Source organism: Paenibacillus sp. LT-B23 (genome assembly GCF_059417685.1).
The window spans coordinates 54062-75077 of the sequence record NZ_JBSQBM010000005.1; the positions used below are offsets into that span (position 1 = coordinate 54062).

The following is a 21016-nucleotide window of genomic DNA, read 5'->3' on the forward strand; positions in this document are numbered from 1 at the left end:
TCCTGTGCCTCAGACTTCCAACTCATCCCATGTATCCCTGCTGCCTTCCTCAATGGGATGATACTGGTTCCATACCTGATACAATGGAGTGGAATAAGAGGGATAGCGTAGTTTAACGGCTTCAAAGAAGTAAGGCAACAATCCATTGTCGAACAGGTAATAGGGGCTAAAATGTCTGGCATCGTCTTCTTTTTCTCCTGTATAGCCGGTATACAGATTAAAGGCCAGTCGTGTAAGGCGGGTTGTCGTTCCCGTTTGCCAGCCTTCATGTAGTCCTTCCAGTCGAATGCTATCTTCTTTGAAATTGTACAAACTTTTAATATGGCTGCGGGTACTTTCGGTCAGGCCAAGGAGATAGAAGAGGGCTTCCCTGTATGGATCATGTTGTCGATGAGTACGAATAATGTTTCCTTCATAAAACTGCTCATGTGCCTGGTCTTTAAAGATCATTGAATTTCCTCCTCGTAGGGTTGTGCTGAGGGTTCTGTGTTTTGCACATATTGTTGTGAAAAATACAATTCGAGTGCTCTATCGATAATTTCTTCGACTTCTGTTGCTTTGCTCTGTGGTGAAAAATATTTGGCATAGACCTTATGCTTCAATTTAAAGGGAGCAGGAGTTTTACTTTTGGGCTTGCGGGTAGCTTCGCCAGAAAGAACAGCGTGGATGGTCTGATCGCTGCAAGTACGCTTTTCCGAGTGGCTTCGCAGCAACTCCGACTTCTTCATGTCCACCTTGTAACCTTGCTCATGGATCAGGGATTCTACAGCTTGCTGCTCCGGTGGTTTTAGATAAGATAGATCCACTGCTGGACGAAGTTTGATTTCTCCGTGATCTACTCTCTCCAGCAATTCAGGTAGTAAATGATTGAGGCGAAGATATCGTTTGATGTTGGTGGGGCTCATATCGTTTTTCTCGGAGACTTCATCGACACTCCAGCTTCCCTGTCCCACTGGGACAGAGGAACTGGAAACGTTGATGTGATCAGGGTTTTCGGCGTTTTCAAGCTCACTTAACTTGCCTTGTTTTTGTTTAGCTTCCTTGCAAGCTTCAAGCTGCATATGCAAGGCTCGTGCCAGTTCGCTGGGCAGCATATCCTGAATGGAGCGCTGATGGAAATTGGTATCCACCACGATGATGACCGCTTCTGCTTCGGTGAGATGCTCCATGATAATCGAAGGGATGGAGATATTGCCGATTGCCTTAGCGGCGTTTACGCGATTATGTCCTGAGAGGATTTCATAGGAATCGGGTTCTTTGGGGCGGACGATAATGGGAATGATAACGCCATTTTCCCGAATGCTCTCCATTAAGTCCTCCAACTTTTCCCCCTCGTACATTTTGAACGGATGCATGTGGAACGGAACTAGATGATTGAGCAAAAGCTGAGTCACGCCTTGTTGGGGTGATTGAACGTGTGGTTCGGTTGTTTCTTCCGACAAGAGCAGGAGCTCGTCAATACTAGAGAGTTTGGGCGTAGGACGTTTACTTGTCACCTTGTATCAGCTCCTTTGCCAAACTATAATAGGCTGAGGCTACCTTCGACTTGGGGTTAAATTCGATAATGCTTTGACTATAGAAGTTTGCCTCTCCAACTTTGACAGAGAGTGGAATTTGAACATCAAAGATACGGATGGTTTCCTGGTAGTAGGCTTTAACTAGCCGAAAGGCTTCTTTATACAGATTGGTTCGAGTATCGCACATGGTCATCAGGATGCCTTCAATACTGATCCGAGGATTGATGCGTTTTTTCACCTTGATAATAATTTTTAGCAATTGAGTTAAACCTGTTGCGGACCAGAGCTGCGGGTTTACTGGAATCAAGACACTGTCGCTGGCTGCAAGCGCATTGATCGTCAGCAGACCAAGGGATGGATTCGTGTCAATAATAATGTAGTCGTATTTGTGCTTCATGGATTCCAGCAAAGAGGCCAGAGTTTTCTCTCCACCCATTTCGTCTCTTAAATTAATTTCGGCAACGGACAACTCGATGTTGCTTGGGATGAGATCAATATTGCCGTGATTATGAATGTATTCTTCAGGAGCAGGAAGTGGTTCATCGCTCATGAGCGCGTTCATAATATTGAACATTGAAAACTTAAGTTGATCTGGATTTTCGATCCCAAAGCACATGCTTAAATTTCCTTGCGGGTCGAAATCAACCAGTAACACTCTCTTTTTTTCATGGGATAGAGCACACGCCAGATTGTAGGCGGTGGTTGTTTTACCTGTACCGCCTTTCTGATTGGCAATGGTAATTACAGTAGGGTTGGACATTTTTATTACCTCCTTGGAGGTTCGCTCCGAACATATTGTCAATGGTAGGGAGCGGGGCTGGTTCTCTCATTTTTCTCTCCGAGTTCTCTCTCAGTTCTCTCCAAAGGTCCAATTTGTGCATCTTTTTAATTGTTGCTAGAAACCCTTGTGGCTCTAAGGAAAGCACGAAAAACCCGTATAAACCCTTGATTCTACAAGGTTTTTCACGGATTGTAGTTTCCCTTAAATTCACCTCCAGGGATGTAAAGTCCGAATAAATTCTGGGACTTAAAATCCTGCGGTAGGTGACTACCGTACCGGTTCGATCCCGGTCCTCGGCATCCTTACGTTTTACCACGGTCACATCAACGTTAAATGAACGAAAATAACGAGAGGTCCTGTGTACCTGCGGAGTATTCCGTTTTAGGTACTCAGGACCAACGAACGCCTCACCGTTAACATGCGGAGGAGGCGTTTTTGTTTTGGCTAAAGGGAATGGATTTAACGATGATTGTCTTTTGGCAAGTTTCATAAAGGTGACGCTGGGAGAAAAAAAGGGGATTCCTTATGTCCATAAGCACGGGCAAGTTGATCAAAGCGCTGCAAGAGCTGGAAAGCGCACCCATGTGCATCAGCAATGGGCCTTATATATGATCAATCTCGTTGAGAATGCTCCCAGTCTATTTAGTGCATTGAGTAAAAAGGTTCATGAATTAGAACTGAATGGGGCACTTTCTGCCATTTTTCTGGGCCACTAACGCACCTGAACGAATACTTGAACAAAGGTTTCTTTTTAATTACGAATTATGTAACCGGATTGTTTAGTCTTGTTTCCAATGTAACCATCACATTATTCCCTTTGTTATTATTGGCTTCATCCAGTCACCATCTGTGGAAATCTGGTCACTTATCGTTATTCTTTTGACCCAGCAAATACGGGAAAATTTATAATTAATATTGAATATTTAGCATACATACATCTATTTTGCCCAAACGTACACACGTCCTCGCCCATACGTACGTTTTTTTTAACTCCATAATTTTGTAAAATGGCTTGAGACACAGTTTTACTTACTTTTAACTATGTTACAAAATGATAAAATATAAATATAAGGTTTTTTTGTATGCAACTAAGTTAGGGCGTGTATTCAAACCTAAGCAAGCCAGATCATAATCGAGGCCAACGTCAAAAAAGCCTTGAAGGTGCATGTCAATTTATCAAAGCGAGTCGCTAGGCGACGGTAGTGTTTGGTTTTGTTGAAAAAGCACTCCACTAAATGCCGTTCTTTGTAGATTGCTTTGTCCCATTTTCGCTGTACTCGACGGTTTTTCTTGCTGGGAATCACTGGAGTCGCCTCTTGCTCTTCTAGGAGTTGGAGAATCCGGTTCGTGTCATATGCCCGATCGGCCAGAACTTGCTTTTGGGTTAAATCCATCGACTTCAGCATTTCATAGCCCATGACCGAGTCGTGACGTTGTCCGGCCGTCAACTCTAAGCGCAACGGATTGCCTAAAGCATCCACAATAGCGTGAATTTTAGTGGTCAGTCCGCCTCGGGATCTTCCTATGGCCTGGAGATACTGCCCCCTTTTGCCCCGGCTCCATGCTGATGAACACGAACAATAGTCGCATCAATCATTACACTTTCGAAGTCAGGTTCAATCGAAACATGCTCTAAAACTCGATCCCAAATGCCAGCGATTTGCCAGCGGCGGAACCGGGTGTACACTGAGGACCAAGAAGGATAATACTCTGGCATATCGCGCCATGGCGCTCCTGTCCGGGCGACCCACAACATCGCGTTGAGCATCACCCGATTGTCTGTTCCAGGTCGACCTCCTTGTTTTTTTCGTTCCGGTGGCAGCACGTCTTTAATCTTTTTCCACTGATCATCTTGGATTTCGTATCGTCTCTTCATACTTTTTAATTTACCACGATTTAACTTTGTTTTGTAGTTTGAATACACGCCCTAGTTGTATGGCTATTCATTTCCAGAATTTTGAGTTGGACCAAAGTAATAAAGAGGTGAACTATGGGTAAAGAATCCAATGATCAAGAACACGATATAGACTTAAAGATAAACAATAGCGAAAGTGATCGGCTTAACATATCCAGAGTTCCGATTATATTATGGATCACTCTGATCTATGGCGAGGGAATTATTTTTCAAAATATATATACACCACTACCGCTTCAAAGCATATTGTTCTCTTTGGTCATGATTCTGCACGTACTTTTGTACTGGTATGTTCGTAAAGTTCTATACTACTGCTCATGGTTTTATTTTATTATTCAAGGAGGAATCATCTTTTCGAGCGTCTTTCTCCTGCCTGAAAGCTTTCCGATTGTGCTGACTGGTTTAATCCCGGCTTTAATCGGTCAAACCATAGGGGTTTATTATCATGCGAAAAAAATTGTGTTGCTGTTTTTTAGTTTCTATCTTCTTTTTTGTTCTTACATTATATGGAGTCACGATAGCAAAAACTCAGTGCTGTTTATTACGTTGCTCATTCTCATAGCTATTATCGTAGCTGCATATGCTAATCTTTTCTACAGGCAGGTCAATGCGCGGATTCGTACCCAAAACTTTCTCAATGAGCTGGAACTTGCACATCAAAAAGTGGAGGAGCTTACGTTAGCCAACGAGCGGCAACGCATGGCGCGGGACCTGCATGACACACTGGCTCAAGGTCTTGCTGGCCTGATTATGCAGTTGGAAGCCGTAGATGCCCATCTGACACAAGGCAGCTCACAGAGAGCCCATGAAATCGTTCAGCAGTCCATGTCCCAGGCACGCAAGGCTTTGGCTGACTCACGACGTGCTATAGATAACCTGCGTTCAAAATCGGCTTCGGAAGTGGACTTTGCGGATGCAGTCCGGGAAGAAGCGCAGCGTTTTACGATGGCTACCGGCATTCGAACAGCACTGGACATCAAGATTAAATCTTCGGTATCCAGGTTGTTGATTGAGCATGGGCTACACATCATAAGTGAATGTCTAACGAACGTAGCCAAGCATTCGCATGCTAAGAACGTAGGGATCAATATTTTGGATAATCAAGGTAAAATCTATATAGAGATCCGTGATGATGGAAAAGGATTTAATCCGGATATCATCGCCAGACGATCAGGACATTACGGACTCATAGGCATTCACGAGCGTGCCCGTCTACTGGGTGGAACAATACAGATCAACAGCACAGTTCAAGAAGGTGCGTCTATTAAAGTAGAGGCACCTCTTACCAAAGGAGACATAGCATGAAATTTAAAATACTAATCGTAGATGATCATTGGGTGGTTAGAGAAGGGCTAAAACTTGTTCTAGAGACAAATGACAGCTACGAGGTTGTCGGTGAAGCCGAAGATGGGGCAACAGCTATTCCCCTGATTGAGGAACTTCAGCCGGATGTCATACTAATGGATTTATATATGCCTCAAATGAGCGGGTTGGAGACAATGAAAGCTTTAAAAGAAAGACAAAATGACACACCAGTTATTATCCTGACTACCTATAACGAAGATGATTTAATGATCCAGGGACTGTCTTTGGGGGCAAAAGGATATTTATTAAAAGATACCAGCCGTGAGAATCTATTTCGGACTATTGAATCTGCATTAAGGGGAGAGACACTTCTTCAGCCAGAAATTACAGCAAGAGTTTTTGCTAAAACAAGTGAGAGAGAGGTCAAGAGTGAGCAGCGTGAAGATACTTCAATTTTGACCGAGAAAGAAAGAATTATATTACAGTCCGTTGCACGGGGGCTTAGGAGCAAGGAAATTGCGTTCGACATGGGGACTTCGGAGCGGACCGTGAAAGCACATTTAACGAACATTTACAATAAACTCGGTGTCGATTCTCGATCCGAAGCGGTAGCCGTGTCTCTGGAACGAGGTATTCTGCATCGTTAAAATGGTAAATAAAAACATATTCAGTTCGAATTTGCCCTTTCGTACATAAGGAGCCTGCCCTTATGTACGATTTTTTTTATTATAAACTGCTGTACTATGAAAAAAAAGGTATGCAGTTTAATATTATAGATTGCTCAAACTGCTTAAAGGAAGTCGAGGAGGATGAAATTGTTGAATAGGACACGAATCAAAATGCTAGTCACGGGAATAACTTTCGCTATGGTGGTTTCCGGTTGCTCAAGTGCTTCGGAGGATACCACTGTAAAATCCGGTCAACCGGTACACATTCAAAAAGTAACGATGAAGCCTTTGGCTAATGAATTTAATCTGGCAGGAACATTGCAGGCAAGCAATCAAACCACTGTTTCCTTTGAAGCGAATGGACGTATTTTAAATACGACGGTTGAAGTGGGGGATCAGGTACATAAAGGGGCAGTCCTCGCAAAATTGGACACAACCACTTATCAGTTGCAGCTTGCTCAGGCCAAGGCAACTATGGAGAAGGCGAAAGCCGGTGTTAGCCAAGCAGACGCTTCTGTTCAATCGGCACATGCAAGCATTCGTAATGCACAATCCCAGATTAATTCAGCCCAATCCAAATTGCAGGAATTGAACAATGGAGCCAAAAAACAAGAAATTGCACAGGCGAAAAATGCGGTTACTGCGGCAACCAATATGTACAACAAGAAAAAGGCAGATGCCGCCCGGACCCAAAGTCTATTTCAGGCAGGGGCCGTATCATTAACGGAAAATGAAAATGCGCAGTTGGAAGTAACGAACGCACAAAAAAGTTTAAGTGATGCGCAAGAGCAATTGTCCCTTTTGCTTGCAGGGGCTTCCCAGGAACAGCGTGCACAAGCTTCGGATGGTGTAGATCAGGCCAGGGCAGGGCTGGAATCGGCTATGGCTACTCAGCAACAAGGGCTAGCCAGTAAAGCTCAGGCACAGGCTTCCTACGAGGATGCGGTAGCTGCTTATGAGCAAACGGCTTTAGCACTTAAGAAAGCCACTTTAACCTCCCCCATATCTGGTGTTGTAATTGAGAAAAAGGTAGCTGATGGTCAACTGGGCTCCAGCGGGAGTGAAGCGTTTATTGTTGGAAACATCAGCACTTTAAAAGTTCTCCTGCCTGTACCGGACAGTGAAATCTTATCGTGGAAGACAGATCAAAAAGTAAATATATCTCTATATAATGAAATAAGAACAGGAACCGTTACCCAGATCTATCCATCGACTAATTCCAAAACGGGAAGCATCAATGTGGAAGTCAGCATTCCTAATCCTGAGCTAAATTGGAAGCCTGGTCAAGTCATCAGCGCATCTAAAAGCATGAATCAATCCGAAGCATTGTTAGTGCCAGTAGAGGCTGTAATTAGCACCGGAGTTGACCCTTATGTCTTTAAAGCTGTAAATGGCAAGGCCGTTAAAACAGCGATTAAACTGGGAAAAGTGACTAATAATCAGCTCGAAGTTGTCTCTGGACTACAAGCAGGCGATCAAATCGTTACGCAAGGAGCAGGAACTTTATTTAATGGCGATTTACTCGGGAATGATGTACTTGGGAAATCGGAGGAATCGTCCAATGATTAAATACATCGTTAAAAAACAGAAAATTACACTTATTTTCTTTGGTATGTGTATTGTGCTAGGGCTCTACAATTTTACATCGCTACCTAAACAGGAGCAGCCTGATGTTATTCCCATGTCAGCCAGTGTTACAACCGTCTATCCGGGCGCCTCACCTGAAAGAATTGAGCAAACCATTACTAAGATATTGGAACAGAAAATTAAAGAAGTGCAAGGTGTCAAAACGATTTCTTCCACTTCGTCTAAAGGCCAATCCAGCATAAGTATAGAAGCTTTAAATGATGCGGATCCGACAAAAGTGTGGGCTGATCTTCGTACAAAGGTGCAGGATGCACAGTCTGAGCTTCCAACAGATGCCAAACAGCCCATTATCAATGATAGCATGGCAAGCTCTTTCATTGGTTCATATGCGATTACTTCTGATAAAGTTGAGAATTTATACTCGTTAAATGAATTGATGAACAAATGGAAAGATCAATTAAAAACGGTTTCAGGTATTTCGAAAGTTAATATTCAAGGTATACCAGATCAAGAAATACGTATCAGTTTAAATACACAAAAAATGCAGCAATATAATATTTCCTGGGAACAGGTTGTTCAAGCAATCAAAGATGAGAATGATAGAGTTCCTACAGGAAGTTTAGATTTCAATCAGCGTACTTATCAGATGACGGTAAATGCCTCAACTGATCCATCTATCCTAAATAACGTTCAGATTTCAAGCAACGAAGATGGGTTTCCGATATCTTTGAAGGATGTAGGTACAGCCTCGCTTGTTTTTAAAAAAGCGGGTAGTTATACGTATGTGAATACCAAGCCTGCTATTTCGATCAGTTTGAGTGGAGATACAGGCACAGACGTGCCAACGGTATCTAAAGCGGCAACAGCCAAAATCGATGAACTTGCAAGTAGCTTGCCTAAGGATGTACATTTTGAAAAGCTCTTTGCACAAAATGATCGAGTAAGTGAGATGTTTGGTAATCTCACCAAAGAGATGATCATCGCTATTATATCGGTCATTGTTATTTGTACATTAGGATTAAATTTGCTGACTTCTGCATTTGTTGCCTTGGCTATTCCTGTTTCTATTGCTATCAGCTTTATTGTCTTGCCCACAACAGGGACAACGCTGAATCAAATTTCAGTTATCGGATTAATCATCGTACTAGGTATATTGGTTGATGATGCCGTCGTGGTCAATGACAACATTGAACGCCGACGCTCTGAATTTGGAGAAGATGCTACGGAGGCGGCAATTAAAGGAACGAAAGAGGTCTCCTTATCAATCATTACAGCCACGTTAGCTACGATTGCAGCATTTGCCCCGCTTTTATTTCTGCCGGGCAATATTGGAGACTTTATTAAGCCGATTCCTACCGTTATTTCGTTAACGATGTTGGCCTCCATGATTATGTCGCTAACGATCATTCCTATTTTCCGTCAATGGTACGATAGCCGTCGTAAGGGTAAAGAACGTAGCAAAACGACCAAGCCCCCGGGGCTTCTTGGTAATCAAATACAGTCTCTCTCCAATGCGTACTCTAAAAACTGGATGCCGAGAATATTGCGGCGTCCGCTATTCACAGCGCTTATAGGTCTTATGATTGGTACAGCAGCCTACGGACTGCTTGTTATTGTTCCCATTGAATTATTTCCGGAATCCGATCAAGCGGATGCCACGATCAGCGTAACGATGCCAGAAGGAACGTCGTTGCAGGCAACCAATCAGGTTGTAAACGAGATTGGGAACTGGGTCAAAAAACAGCCGGAAACAGAGAGGTTGTCGGCAACGGCAGGTGGAGGAGCGCCTCAGATGTACAGCGATGTTGCAGGTGGTCACGGCTCTGGGGGAGCGGTAAATGGCCAACTTGCTGTCGTTGGAAAAGAGGGGCTATTTGATCTCAAAAAAACAGTGGATAATTGGACCCATACGCTACAAGCTAAATATCCATCTGCATTGATAAGCATTCGGGTTCCTCAATTAGGTATCCCGGTCGGCAGTGCGGTGTCTATCCGTATTAAGGGGGAAGACATCGGAAAACTGCAAAACATGACAGCTAAAGTAAAAGAAATTGTTGCGGGGACCCCCGGAGCTGTAGATGTGACCGATAATATGGGTATGCAAAGCTATAATCTGAATTTCCAAGTCAATCAACAAGCCTTGGATAAATATCGGGTTAGCTATTCCAATTTAACGCGTACTTTGCTATTAATGGGTGACGGGGTCAATGTAACGGATTTTGATACGGGTAAGGAATTGCTGGATATAAATATATACATGGAGAAACCAAACAATGATCCTGAGGTATTGTTCCAACAATTAAGTGTGACCAATGCGTCAAAAGAGCAAATACCCTTATCCCAATTAGTCACGATGAAACCGGACTTTTCCATCCAGCAAATCCACCGTTATGATTTGGAACGGACGGTAACAATTTCAGCCAATGCAAATGGGCGTACGGCTACGGAGCTCACCCAGGACATCCGTAGCAAACTTACCAATACACAGTTTGAACAAGGCTACACCTGGGAGATGGGAGGGGAAACATCCGCGCAGTCCGATATATTTAAGGATTTGGGCAAATTAGCCGTTATAGTTATTTTTCTCATTCTGCTCCTGATCACAATGCAGTTTTACTCGGTCTCCACACCACTGATTATTATGACCACTGTATATCTGGCAGCGGCAGGAGGAGTCCTAGGGAGTTTTATCTCAGGTATGCCAATCGGATTCATGAGTATTATGGGGATTATTTCTCTTGCCGGTATCGTCGTACGTAACGGTATCGTGTTGATAGAGTTTATTGAAGACGCGCGGCGTGAAGGCGCTGAATTAACAGAAGCTATCTTAATGGCATGCTCTGCCCGTTTTCGTCCGATCCTGCTTACTTCACTAACTGCGATTGTGGGTATGATCCCTATTGCCACAATAGGCGAGATCTTGTTCAAACCGTTGGCAACGACCATTATATTCGGACTGATCTTTTCAACCATTTTAACATTGTTTGTGGTTCCGACTCTTTATATGGTCGTAGCTAATCTGAAATTGAAACGGAAGCATAAGAAGGAAATGAAAATAAATAACGATAGCTCATTGTCTTTGTAGCTGTTATAAAAGATAGACAGATTATGGTGTGCTCGAATATTACCCGATCGTACATTAGGCTGTTTGCCCTAATGTACGATTTTTTCTTTTGCTGGCGCAATACAATGAAGTATGCGTGTATTACTCATCAAAAGCGGTCTAAACAGATTTTAAATGGTACCAAAGGAGAGAATTATATGACTGGAAATGAGCAGAACGGTCACATTCTAATATCAGATGATGTTTTATACAAAATTACGGGTTTGGCGGCATTGAAAACTCCAGGAGCTATAACGATAGAAAGAGCGTACGAGGGAAACGGAACTTCCTGGTCTGACCGCCAATGGTAGATAAAACGGGGACTTGAATCGGGATTTCTTGCAGGCAAGAAATGGAGCTGTATAGACCTGAATTTGGATAATGGGGATGCCATCAGTCTATGGGGATTTGTGGATTCGAATATCGGAAACGAAAGTGCTTGGGCAACTATTCTCCATCCGGACGGTTCTCATACGGTAACTGCAGTTGAACCTCTCTATGTTGGGGAATACCATAAGTGGATAAGCCCAAGAATCAGGACATACCTCCCCCAACTCATAGGAGTGGCTTTTTAGTGGTATCCGGGTTATTGAATCATTTCACTAACGAGATGTAGGCCAGTTGGGCGAATTTGAATCGGAGCCATGCAAAAAGAATGAGCGGCGGCGTTGATGGTTCCCTACTTACGATTATATAGGTTTCTCCATAACGTTCCAAAAACAATTTCATATGGAAAAGAGCATTTCGTAAGCAGTTGATTATAGTGATTTAGAATGGCCGCTAACTCGTTACTGTAAAGAAACAAAAGACAGAGTGCTGGCAGTTCGGTCGATGTTGATGTGCTGACTGTGATATTAGCTGCACCTAACGAAAAAACGTTTGTTGATCTTCGCAACTAAACGCCCATGCTCGTGACGCTGGATACTGGCACACGTCCAATGGAGGGCGCAAAAAACCGAATACGGGCAACGAAGAATGTAACCATGCCTCTCCTTCTTTTGATTGGCACAGATCCCCCAATAATCGCTAACTGAAGGGCCTGACAACACTTATACAAGTAGTCAGGCTCCACTCATTATCTTAGATACTTTAAATCGATTCATTGAGCTTAAAAAAGCTTGGAAGCCGTGACAAACGATTATTTGAGCTGCGTAGGTTCATTTGCTCTCGCAACATCTACTTTGCTTAGAAACAGATAACAAATTGTAAAGGAGAGCGCGACAGCAATGATCATTCCGGAGATGGCATAGATAAAGTAAGGCCCAAAGTAAGCGGGAATGCTAAATATACTGGATAACACATATCCATACAATCGGACACCGAAAAAGCTGATAAAAGCCGAAGCAACTGAACTTGCAATGATGGCGGCTAGAAAAGCTTTTTTGTACTTAGCCAGTACACCGAATAAAGCAGGTTCAGTAATTCCCAAAAGACCGGAGACGGCGGCTGAAACAATAATAGATTTTTCTTTAGGTGTGTTTACCTTGTAATACACTGCAAATGTTGCGCCTACGATTGAAAAGTTAGCCATACACATCATAGGCATTAACATATCGTAACCTTGTGTTGCGAAATTCTGCAAAGCAATCGGAGTCATTGCATGATGCATGCCAGTAAAGACAGCCAAAGGTCGAATCGCACCAACAACAACGCCAGCAAGGATGGGAGAGATACTGAATAAGCCTTGAACAAGCCAAGCCAAGCCATTGCCTAGGTGAATGCCAATGGGACCGATAACGGATAATGCCAGGAAGCCCGAAATAAACAAGGTTAACGTTGGCGTAACTACGGTTTTTAACACTTCTGGCATAAACCTGTTAACAATTTTATGAATATGGCTCATCGCCCATACGGCAAAGATAATCGGGATTACTGTACCGGTGTAGTTAAACACTGGGATAGGTATAAAGCCTAAAAACTGAAATGAGGAAAGTTCCCCGGCCTTGGCCGCATCCACCATCGTTGGAAACATAATGGTAGCAGCGATTGCTATCGCTAAATATTCGTTGGTTTTGAAAATTTTAGCCGCCGAGGCTGCCAAGAAAAACGGTAAAAACGTAAATACTCCGCTCGCCATCATGTTAATGATCTGAATGGTTTCGCTTTGATCCGAGATGATATGGAGGGCGGTCAACCCTGCGATAAGTCCTTTGATCAATCCTGCCCCGGCAATAGCTGGAACGATAGGCCCAAACACGCCGGATACAATATTCATGAAGAGTGTAACAAACCCTTTCTTTTTTTCAGCGCTTGCCTCATCTTCCTTTTGAACATCCGTTAGCTTTAATTCACTGGCCAAAATATTAAAATATTCCGCGACTTTAGGACCAAGAATGATTTGGAATTGGTCATTATTAAACTGCGCGCCCAAAACCGGGTCCAATTCCTTAATTTTCTCTATATCCACTTTGTTTTTATCTTTTAGATCAAACCTGAGTCTGGTCATGCAATGCCAAGCGTTTTGAATATTGCTTTCTCCTCCGACCCCGTAAATCATGTCGTGTACCGCTTTCATTTTGTTCATTAAAAATTCTCCTGTCCTTGGAATATGAAGTATTGGTTCCGTTTACATTCTGAATGGTATCACAAAGGTCTGTCGAATAAAAGCAGTCCAAAATAAGCTTTGTTTTGTGAAAAAACCTTGATATATAAGGATTTATTGAACTTTTTCTGATAAATTGGTCTGGTTTTTTTTAATAATCAGACAATTTACCCAGCCAAATTGATTCTGTATTTCAAACATGTTTCAATAAACCTAGAAATTCTTAGAAAAGAGGAGAAATATGAACCCTTCCATCATCACTAATGTGGAATGTTTTGTGCTTAAACCTGATCGACATAATCTGGTGGTTGTCAAAGTAACTACAGAGAATCAAATTACGGGGTATGGCTGCGCCACTTTTCAGCAGCGCCCGAAAGCCGTTCAGCTCATCGTCGAGGAGTACCTCAAACCTATATTGATTGGAAGAGATGCCAATAATATAGAGGACTTATGGCATATGATGATGGTCAACTCTTATTGGCGTAATGGCCCCGTACTGAATAACGCTATTTCTGGAGTGGATATGGCTTTGTGGGACATTAAGGGTAAAATTGCCGGCATGCCCTTGTACCAGCTGTTTGGAGGCAAATCGAGGGATGCGATACCTGCATATACTCATGCGGTTGCGGACAACATCGAGGATTTGTACCGAGAGATTGATGGTATTCTTGAGCAAGGATATAAACATATCCGGTGCCAACTTGGCTTCTATGGGGGGAATCCTTCGCACTTGCACGCTCCGGATTACCCTACCAAGGGGTCCTATTATGACCAAGACGAATATATGCAAACCACCACCAAGATGTTTGCTCTATTAAGGTCAAAATATAATGACCAGTTTCATATCCTGCATGACGTGCATGAACGACTTTTCCCCAATCAAGCCGTACAGTTTGCAAAAGACCTCGAATGCTATAAACCGTACTTTGTTGAGGACATTTTACCGCCGGATCAAAATGAATGGTTAAGTCAGATACGTTCCCAAACTTCAACTGCAATAGCCACCGGGGAACTGTTCAATAATCCTTTAGAATGGAGAAGCCTTATTGTCAACAGACAGATTGATTTTATTCGCTGCCATGTATCTCAAATTGGAGGGATCACGCCTGCTCTTAAGCTCGGAGCCTTATGTGAGGCATTCGGAGTTAGAATTGCTTGGCATACACCGTCAGACATTACTCCTATTGGAATCGCCGTTAACACTCATCTTAATATTCACCTACACAGTGCCGCAATCCAAGAGAATATTCCGATTAAGGAGAACACACGCAGCATCTTTACGCCCATCATAGACGCTAAAAACGGATACATTTACCCTCTTGAACTTCCGGGCATCGGCGTGGACTTCAATGAAGAACAGGCGAAAAATTATCCGGTGGAATACAGGATGCACGAATGGACGCAGGCGAGATTGCCAGATGGAACACTTATGACCCCTTAAAACAAAAATACTCCAGCATATAGGAACCCTTATGCTGGAGAAGTTGCCTATTTAGGTGAATGCTTCTATAAATTCCTTCTTTTGTGATGCTCGTTATTGAAGGCTGTCAAATACGTACATTTATAGTCAATGGCTATGATTTCGCTTATCTCAAAGATAATCCCATTATTAAGTATGCCGCGGCTTGATATTTTCATCGCTGGGCTCTTTCTCTTTTGTTGCAAGAGCATAGCCTGTTCTTTATTAAGTGCGATTGCCTCATAGGTATTTAGGTAATGAGAAATCGTATATTTATGTTTTTTCACATAGGATTGAATGGAGTGTTCGGCATCCGTGTGCGTAAGGATTGGGAATAAAATAACAGGTAATCGGGACAACTCTAACTGCATCGTTTGATAGTTAACGATTCTTAGACGTTGATATACCCATACCTCATCGCTGCTTGTTATTCCAAAAATCTGTTGGTCCTCGGGAGTAGCGGGTTGCTTTTGCAACTCGATTACTTTGGATTTTATGTTGGAGTATGGGTTCTCAGTTAAAGAGTTATAGATGAGTGGACTGGTCTGAATATTCTTTCCTATGAAGATGCCTGATCCTTGAACGACTTTAACCAAGCCCATGTATTTTAATTTTTTGATTGATTCATGGATGGTGTATCGTGAAACATTATATTGCTTCGCGAGTTCTCTTTCCGTCGGCAGTTTCCAGTCAGGATAATGATTTTGATAGATTTTGCTCAATAAATCGTGTATTACAAATTCCTTTTTGTTCACTAATAAGCCCCCTAGTCGTTGGTTCATTGATATTTTTATCATACTGTTATAGCAACTATTATCAAGTGATCATATTAATTATGAGATAGAGGTAGGAGGAATTTCAGATGTTCGAACGCAAGAAAAAAAATACAGATTTGTCTTTCTTGGAAATATCATCTCCAGTATCTGGCCAATTTGTGCCTCTTGATAACGTTGAAGATGAGGCGTTTTCCACAAAGGCTATGGGAGAAGGGTTTGCAATCCTCCCGGACACGGGTAAGGTTATTGCTCCGTTTGACGGCATAATCGCCCATATTATGGAGAAAAGTAAACACGCTATTTTAATTCAGCACCAAACGGGCACGCAACTATTGATTCATGTGGGTATGAATACGGTTTCTCTTAAAGGCGAAGGCTTCAAAACGCATGTCAAAAACGGGGATCGGGTCAAAAAAGGACAGTTGCTGCTGGAATTCGACATAGACAGGATTCGTCAGGCCGGATACTCTACCGTGACGCCTATCATTGTTCCGAATGGTCAGGACAATGTCAAGCGAGTTGAAGTGGACAGTACCGTCTGGAGGCCTTTGGAGGATACGGTTTTACGGGTCTACTACTGAACCGGTTATACATGCCAAACCTGTACATATAACGTTAGAAGCTGTAGCGAGATAATTTATCTTAAAAATCCCTTGTTTACTGCTTCTCTTGATCCGCTTGTTTTGAGATGGAGTGTATTCTAATAGGATAAGCAATACTCTAACCAATCTTCATGTCCCGTTGGATCACAGGCTATGATGGAAAATGTAATCATAGTCTGATCCTTTTATATGATTGAGCAATATTAGTAATATCAAGACTATCTAAGTATGTTACCGACCTATAAAATAAAAGTAAGAAGAGTCTTCATTGTTGAATAGGAGATGATAATACATGAAACCCTGTGAACCTCTGATCATTTCAAATGAAAGCGGATACAATTTTCAGGCTGTTGGAAGTGTACCGATTGCCCACGCTTGGAGAATGATTGTGCGAGACCATAAGCAAGTGTTTGGCAGAGAGCCACTACAAACAGAAGAAGAGGCCGCAATCATTATTCGTTATGCGCAGGAAGAGGATGATTGCCCACAGTGGCCAGAGGGCTATTGTCTGCGTTTTGTTGCTGGTGAGAAGGGAACGGTACTACATATCATAGGCCGTGATGAGCTGGGAATCATTTATGGGTTGCTTCATTACAGTCGCTTCGTTTTGGGTGTGGAGCCATTCTGGTTCTGGGCGGAACTCTCTCCGAACAGACGGGATGCTATAGTTCTGCCGAGCCAGGATTATGATAGTGCACCGTCCAAGGTTCGCTATCGGGGCTGGTTCGTCAATGATGAGGTCTGCTTGATTGGCTGGAAGGATGATTATCCGCCGACGGAACAGGTGTGGGAGCCCGTTTTTGAAGCATTGCTACGCTGCGGTGGCAACATGGTAATTCCGGGGACGGATTTACCGCGTACAGGTATCCATCATAAGCTTGCAGCAGAAATGGGATTATGGATTACTCACCATCATGCCGAGCCGCTGGGTGCGGAGATGTTTTTGCGTGTTTTTCCGGGTAAACAGGCCAGCTACAAAGAGCATCCCGAACTGTTTGAACAGCTATGGCAGGAAGCGATTGAACGGCAAAAGGGAGAGAAAATTGTATGGGTATTGTCTTTTCGTGGCCAGGGAGACAAGCCTTTTTGGGAAAATGATCCTTCCTTTAATACGCCGGAGAAACGTGGACAATTAATATCTTATGTGGTTCGCAAGCAGTACAGTATGATCTGCGAATTTGTGGAGCAGCCCGTTTGCAGTATGGCGATGTATGGCGAGATTGCCGAGTTATACAAGCAGGGTCACATTGAAGTCCCCGAAGGAGTAATTAAAATATGGGCGGACAATGGTTACGGTAAAATGGTATCCCGGCGCCATGGGAATCTCAACTATCGTGTACCCGCATTGCCCGAGGTGGAGGATGAAGGCAAGAACGGTGTATATTATCATGTGACCTTCCACGACTTGCAGGCGTCAAACCATCTTACGCAATTTCCCTCCTCAGCCGAGCTGATTGTGAACGAATTAACGGCAGCATTTGCCGCAGGAGCAGACGAGTATCTGTTGGTCAATTCAGGTAATATTTTGCCACATTTATATACTCTGGATTTGGCAGCGAATTTATGGACGTATGGTAACGTGGATGCTGAACAGCAGCTTACTGATTTTATCGGGCGCTTGTACAGTCGTCAGCATCAAGAGATTTCCCGATTGTACCAGGATTATTCCCGTTGCACTATCGTTTATGGTCCGCACAAGGATGATCGGGCAGGGGAGGAATTCTATCACCATCCAGCACGGCAAATGATGGGCTTTTGGCTGCAAGGTAAAGAAGGCAGTGATGAACGGCTGTGCTGGGCTGCTGGAGAAGGACCTTTTCCTGAGCAGGTACGCTGGTTCAAGGAAAAAGCCGAATCGGCAATCCCCGGCTGGGCTGAACTGCGAGAGAGGTGTCTGCGAATTATGAAACAATTGCCTGAAGACGAATGTCGCAGGCTTTATAATCAGCTTCTTGTGCAGATTGAATTGCATCTGAGCGGCTCCCGTGGGCTGGCTGACATCTGCATTGCTTACGGGTTATTTCTTGAAGAAGATTATCCACGAGCATTTGTACAAGCTTCGCATGCAGTTTGGAGCTACCAGATGGGTAAAGAAGCGCTCTTGCTCGCAGGAACTGGAAGATGGGAGCATTTCTACCGGGCGGATTGGTTGACCAATCTCGATAACACCATTTCTCATGCGGACACGATGCGGAGATTTCTCCGGATTCAGGGAGATAGTCCCGATATGTTCCTGTGGTACAAACAATATGTAATGCCGGAAACAGAGAAACATATCTACCTGGAAAATACGCATCGCAAGCCGCTACCCGATGATGAATTGGCATGCTGCTTGGAGAAGGTGCTATATTAGAGGACTCGGTCCCAGTAAAAGAACCTTCCGGTCCATCAAGATGGATTGGAAGGTTCTTTGTAACTTAACCCATGTTTTGTTTGGCTTCTGCATATCTCATGATGCAACTTTCAAGCTACCATCACCTGCAGACCTCTAAACAATTTTTTTCTTCCATCCATACCTTTTCTTGAGTTTCAGGTCTACTCATATCTTCTTGCAGAAAACCCGTGTTCCTTGGCAACCCACGAAATGACGAAGGCAAGAAGCATAAGGATAAGCAACGTCCACGGAAAAGAGTGAACCCCAAGCGTCTCTAAAAGAATTCCGCCAAGCAAGCCGCCTCCGCCAATGGCCAGATTCCAAGCGGTTACAAGCATAGACTGAGCTACATCTGCACTCTCGCCTACCGCTTCGGCCAATGCGGTCTGTAATAAGGTAGCGGCACCGCCGAAGGTCAGTCCCCACAGGGCAACACTTAAATACACGATGGCAGGTTGGTGACTTCCGATTCCTAGTGCCACAGCAGTTACAGCAAAGCCAAGGGTACTCATGAGTACCAATAGACGCAACCAGCGGTCGATCAATGCCCCGACTAATCCAATTCCGGCAACCGAAGTTATCCCGAAAATAAGCAGCACCACATCCGTTCGGGAGGCCAGTCCAGCCTGACTCAAATAAGGAGCGATATAGGTGTACAGAATATTATGCGCAAGTACCCAAACCAAAACGACAAGTAAAATGGAACGAACACCGGCAATCGTGAAAACCTTACTCAGCGGGAGTCGCTGATGGGAAGCCTGTCCGGGAAAATCCGGAAGTTTCCAGAGTACCCAGACGAATAAGACTACCGCAAGAAAGGACATGGTACCAAAAACCGTTCTCCAGCCAACAAGCGCACCGAGGAACGTTCCTAACGGAACGCCGAGGGCAAGAGCCAGCGGGGTTCCTGACATGGCGACAGCCATGGCGCGTCCTTTTAATGAATCCGGAACCATTCGCCGGGCATAGCTAGCAAGCATTCCCCATAACACACCAGCGGCTACGCCTGCAAGGAAACGGGCAGCCAGCGTCAAGATATAGTAAGAAGACAGTGCCGTAATGGTATTAAACATGAGAAATCCAATGATACAGAGCAATAATAAAGGCCGTCGTCGCCAGCCCCGTGTTGCGGCAGTCAAAGGGATTGCGGCAGCGAGCGAACCGAGAGCATACAACGTGACCAATTGGCCAGCCAAAGCTTCCGATATTCCCAGTCCTTTGCTGATTTGTGACAATAGACCAGCGGGAAGCGTTTCGGTGAGTATACAAATAAATCCGGTCATAGCTAGCGCCAGTAACCCGCCCCATGGAAGTCCTTTAGATGAAGCTGTATCTCTGGTAGTGTGTTCGGTAAAATTCAGATTTGAATTCATATTCCAATCCCCTTCTAATCAAGCATTACATCTGCTCAAAAGGAGCAGGAGTTGTTTTTTATCATAAGGTATGTTTTGATATAACTGAAATACTATTATTTCATATAGGGAATAACCGTATGGTTATAAGGGTGTGTGTCTGTGAATATGAATCATCTTGAAGTGTTTATGAAGGTTGCGGAGAAAATGAATATGACGGAGGCTGCCAAAGCACTGTTTATTTCTCAGCCTGCGGTTAGCAAGGCTTTGATCCAATTTGAAAATACTTTGCAGGTGAAATTGTTTATTCGCGACAAGCAGAATGGGCTCGTACTGACCGAAGTGGGAAAAGAAATGCTGAGTCTGGCCAGACAAATGAAGGAGATCGAACATAAAATGGTTCAGCTTGCGTGTCAGGAGAATAAGCTTTTGCGCGGTAAAGTGAAAATAGGCTCCTTCCCGGCGGCCTCTACGAACTTGCTTCCAGAAGCGATCTGCTTATTCCGCTCCCAATATCCGGAAGTCACCATTGAACTGATGGAAGGAAACTCGAATCAAATTAAACAATGGGTGGAGGATCGCACTGTTGAAATTGGAATAGTAGCTTCCCCATTTGATCATTATAACGTCCGCATTCTTGAACACGATTCCATGGTTGCCATCATACCGGAGAATCATCCATTGCAAGCAGAACACGAGGTTTCTCTGAAACAGAACAGGAACGACCTTATCTTCTGTAAAGGAGGACATGAATCTGCTGTATTAAACACCTTGCATGAGCAGCAAATTCCTTTCCAGGAGAGTCTCACGGTCCAAACAGCCGAAACGTTAGTCCATATGGTCCAAAAAAAGCTGGGCATCGGCATTATATCGAAATTTACGCTTTCCTCGGTGTCCCATTCACTAATCGTTAAAGAGATTATTCCCCGGATTACGCGGGATATCGGAATTATCGCGCATTCCTTTGATGAAGCGACCCCGGCAGCCCGTGAATTTGTAAAAGTGTTGAGTCAGTTATATCGTTCGAGTGAGTAA

At 43.7% G+C, this 21016-nt stretch carries 17 protein-coding genes; 10 read left to right on the top strand and 7 right to left on the bottom strand.

Translation table 11 applies throughout. From position 1 onward, the window contains the following. Positions 1 to 9 precede the first annotated feature (9 nt). From ACWXW9_RS08385 to ACWXW9_RS08395, 3 genes are read right to left on the bottom strand one after another with little or no spacing between them, the layout of a single operon-like run. Positions 10 to 450, bottom strand: coding sequence for a DUF6075 family protein (locus ACWXW9_RS08385; protein ID WP_494929042.1), 441 nt, complete (start codon positions 448 to 450; stop codon positions 10 to 12). Beyond that, a complete protein-coding gene (locus tag ACWXW9_RS08390) occupies positions 447 to 1496 on the bottom strand; it encodes a ParB N-terminal domain-containing protein (protein WP_494929043.1) in 1050 nt (349 codons plus the stop codon). Before ACWXW9_RS08390 ends, ACWXW9_RS08385 begins: the two co-directional genes overlap by 4 nt. Beyond that, positions 1486 to 2277, bottom strand: a complete 792-nt coding sequence (locus ACWXW9_RS08395) for a ParA family protein (protein ID WP_494929044.1) — start codon at positions 2275 to 2277, stop codon at positions 1486 to 1488. Before ACWXW9_RS08395 ends, ACWXW9_RS08390 begins: the two co-directional genes overlap by 11 nt. A gap of 461 nt (positions 2278 to 2738) precedes the next feature. On the opposite strand from ACWXW9_RS08395, the gene ACWXW9_RS08400 reads away from it, so the two are divergent. Continuing rightward, positions 2739 to 3014 (top strand): hypothetical protein, encoded by a 276-nt coding sequence (locus ACWXW9_RS08400; protein WP_494929045.1) that lies wholly within the window; start codon positions 2739 to 2741, stop codon positions 3012 to 3014. A 396-nt stretch (positions 3015 to 3410) separates the two neighbouring features. On the opposite strand, the gene ACWXW9_RS08405 is transcribed toward ACWXW9_RS08400, so the two are convergent. Then, positions 3411 to 4174, bottom strand: a protein-coding gene (locus ACWXW9_RS08405; RefSeq protein ID WP_148267433.1) for an IS5 family transposase whose coding sequence is annotated in 2 segments (ribosomal slippage) — positions 3411 to 3835 and positions 3835 to 4174 — 765 coding nt in all. Because the reading frame shifts where the segments join, the coding sequence is not laid out codon by codon here. Positions 4175 to 4288: 114 nt separating this feature from the next. Here ACWXW9_RS08405 and ACWXW9_RS08410 point away from each other — a divergent pair. The 5 genes from ACWXW9_RS08410 (at position 4289) to ACWXW9_RS08430 (ending at position 11187) form a co-directional block, all read left to right on the top strand. Beyond that, the gene (locus tag ACWXW9_RS08410; protein WP_494929046.1) at positions 4289 to 5518 is read left to right on the top strand and encodes a sensor histidine kinase; all 1230 of its coding nucleotides are present in this window, start codon (positions 4289 to 4291) and stop codon (positions 5516 to 5518) included. Next, entirely contained in the window at positions 5515 to 6165 is a 651-nt protein-coding gene (locus ACWXW9_RS08415; protein ID WP_431087907.1) for a response regulator, read from the top strand. The genes ACWXW9_RS08410 and ACWXW9_RS08415 overlap by 4 nt, the downstream gene beginning before the upstream one ends. Before the next feature lie 162 nt (positions 6166 to 6327). After that, positions 6328 to 7755 (top strand): efflux RND transporter periplasmic adaptor subunit, encoded by a 1428-nt coding sequence (locus ACWXW9_RS08420; RefSeq protein WP_494929047.1) that lies wholly within the window; start codon positions 6328 to 6330, stop codon positions 7753 to 7755. Next, a complete protein-coding gene (locus ACWXW9_RS08425; protein ID WP_494929048.1) occupies positions 7748 to 10858 on the top strand; it encodes an efflux RND transporter permease subunit in 3111 nt (1036 codons plus the stop codon). The genes ACWXW9_RS08420 and ACWXW9_RS08425 overlap by 8 nt, the downstream gene beginning before the upstream one ends. Positions 10859 to 11034: 176 nt before the next feature. Further along, the gene (locus ACWXW9_RS08430; protein ID WP_494929049.1) at positions 11035 to 11187 is read left to right on the top strand and encodes a hypothetical protein; all 153 of its coding nucleotides are present in this window, start codon (positions 11035 to 11037) and stop codon (positions 11185 to 11187) included. An 827-nt stretch (positions 11188 to 12014) separates the two neighbouring features. Here ACWXW9_RS08430 and ACWXW9_RS08435 read toward each other — a convergent pair. Then, positions 12015 to 13400 (bottom strand): PTS transporter subunit EIIC, encoded by a 1386-nt coding sequence (locus ACWXW9_RS08435; protein ID WP_494929050.1) that lies wholly within the window; start codon positions 13398 to 13400, stop codon positions 12015 to 12017. 259 nt (positions 13401 to 13659) lie between these two features. Here ACWXW9_RS08435 and ACWXW9_RS08440 point away from each other — a divergent pair, with 259 nt between their 5' ends. Further along, positions 13660 to 14859 carry an enolase C-terminal domain-like protein gene (locus ACWXW9_RS08440; protein WP_494929051.1) on the top strand — a complete coding sequence of 400 codons (1200 nt, stop codon included), beginning with the start codon at positions 13660 to 13662 and terminating at the stop codon, positions 14857 to 14859. A 65-nt stretch (positions 14860 to 14924) separates the two neighbouring features. On the opposite strand, the gene ACWXW9_RS08445 is transcribed toward ACWXW9_RS08440, so the two are convergent. After that, a complete protein-coding gene (locus ACWXW9_RS08445) occupies positions 14925 to 15632 on the bottom strand; it encodes a GntR family transcriptional regulator (RefSeq protein ID WP_494929052.1) in 708 nt (235 codons plus the stop codon). 107 nt (positions 15633 to 15739) lie between these two features. Between ACWXW9_RS08445 and ACWXW9_RS08450 the strand changes: the two genes are divergently transcribed. Then, positions 15740 to 16234: a PTS sugar transporter subunit IIA gene (locus ACWXW9_RS08450; protein WP_494929053.1), complete on the top strand. Its 495-nt coding sequence runs from the start codon at positions 15740 to 15742 to the stop codon at positions 16232 to 16234. A 313-nt stretch (positions 16235 to 16547) separates the two neighbouring features. Further along, positions 16548 to 18608: a glycosyl hydrolase 115 family protein gene (locus ACWXW9_RS08455; protein WP_494929054.1), complete on the top strand. Its 2061-nt coding sequence runs from the start codon at positions 16548 to 16550 to the stop codon at positions 18606 to 18608. A gap of 182 nt (positions 18609 to 18790) precedes the next feature. Here the strand turns inward: ACWXW9_RS08455 and ACWXW9_RS08460 are convergent, their stop codons facing one another. Continuing rightward, positions 18791 to 20002, bottom strand: a complete 1212-nt coding sequence (locus ACWXW9_RS08460; protein WP_494929055.1) for an MFS transporter — start codon at positions 20000 to 20002, stop codon at positions 18791 to 18793. Positions 20003 to 20149: 147 nt separating this feature from the next. On the opposite strand from ACWXW9_RS08460, the gene ACWXW9_RS08465 reads away from it, so the two are divergent. After that, positions 20150 to 21016, top strand: a complete 867-nt coding sequence (locus ACWXW9_RS08465; protein WP_494929160.1) for a LysR family transcriptional regulator — start codon at positions 20150 to 20152, stop codon at positions 21014 to 21016.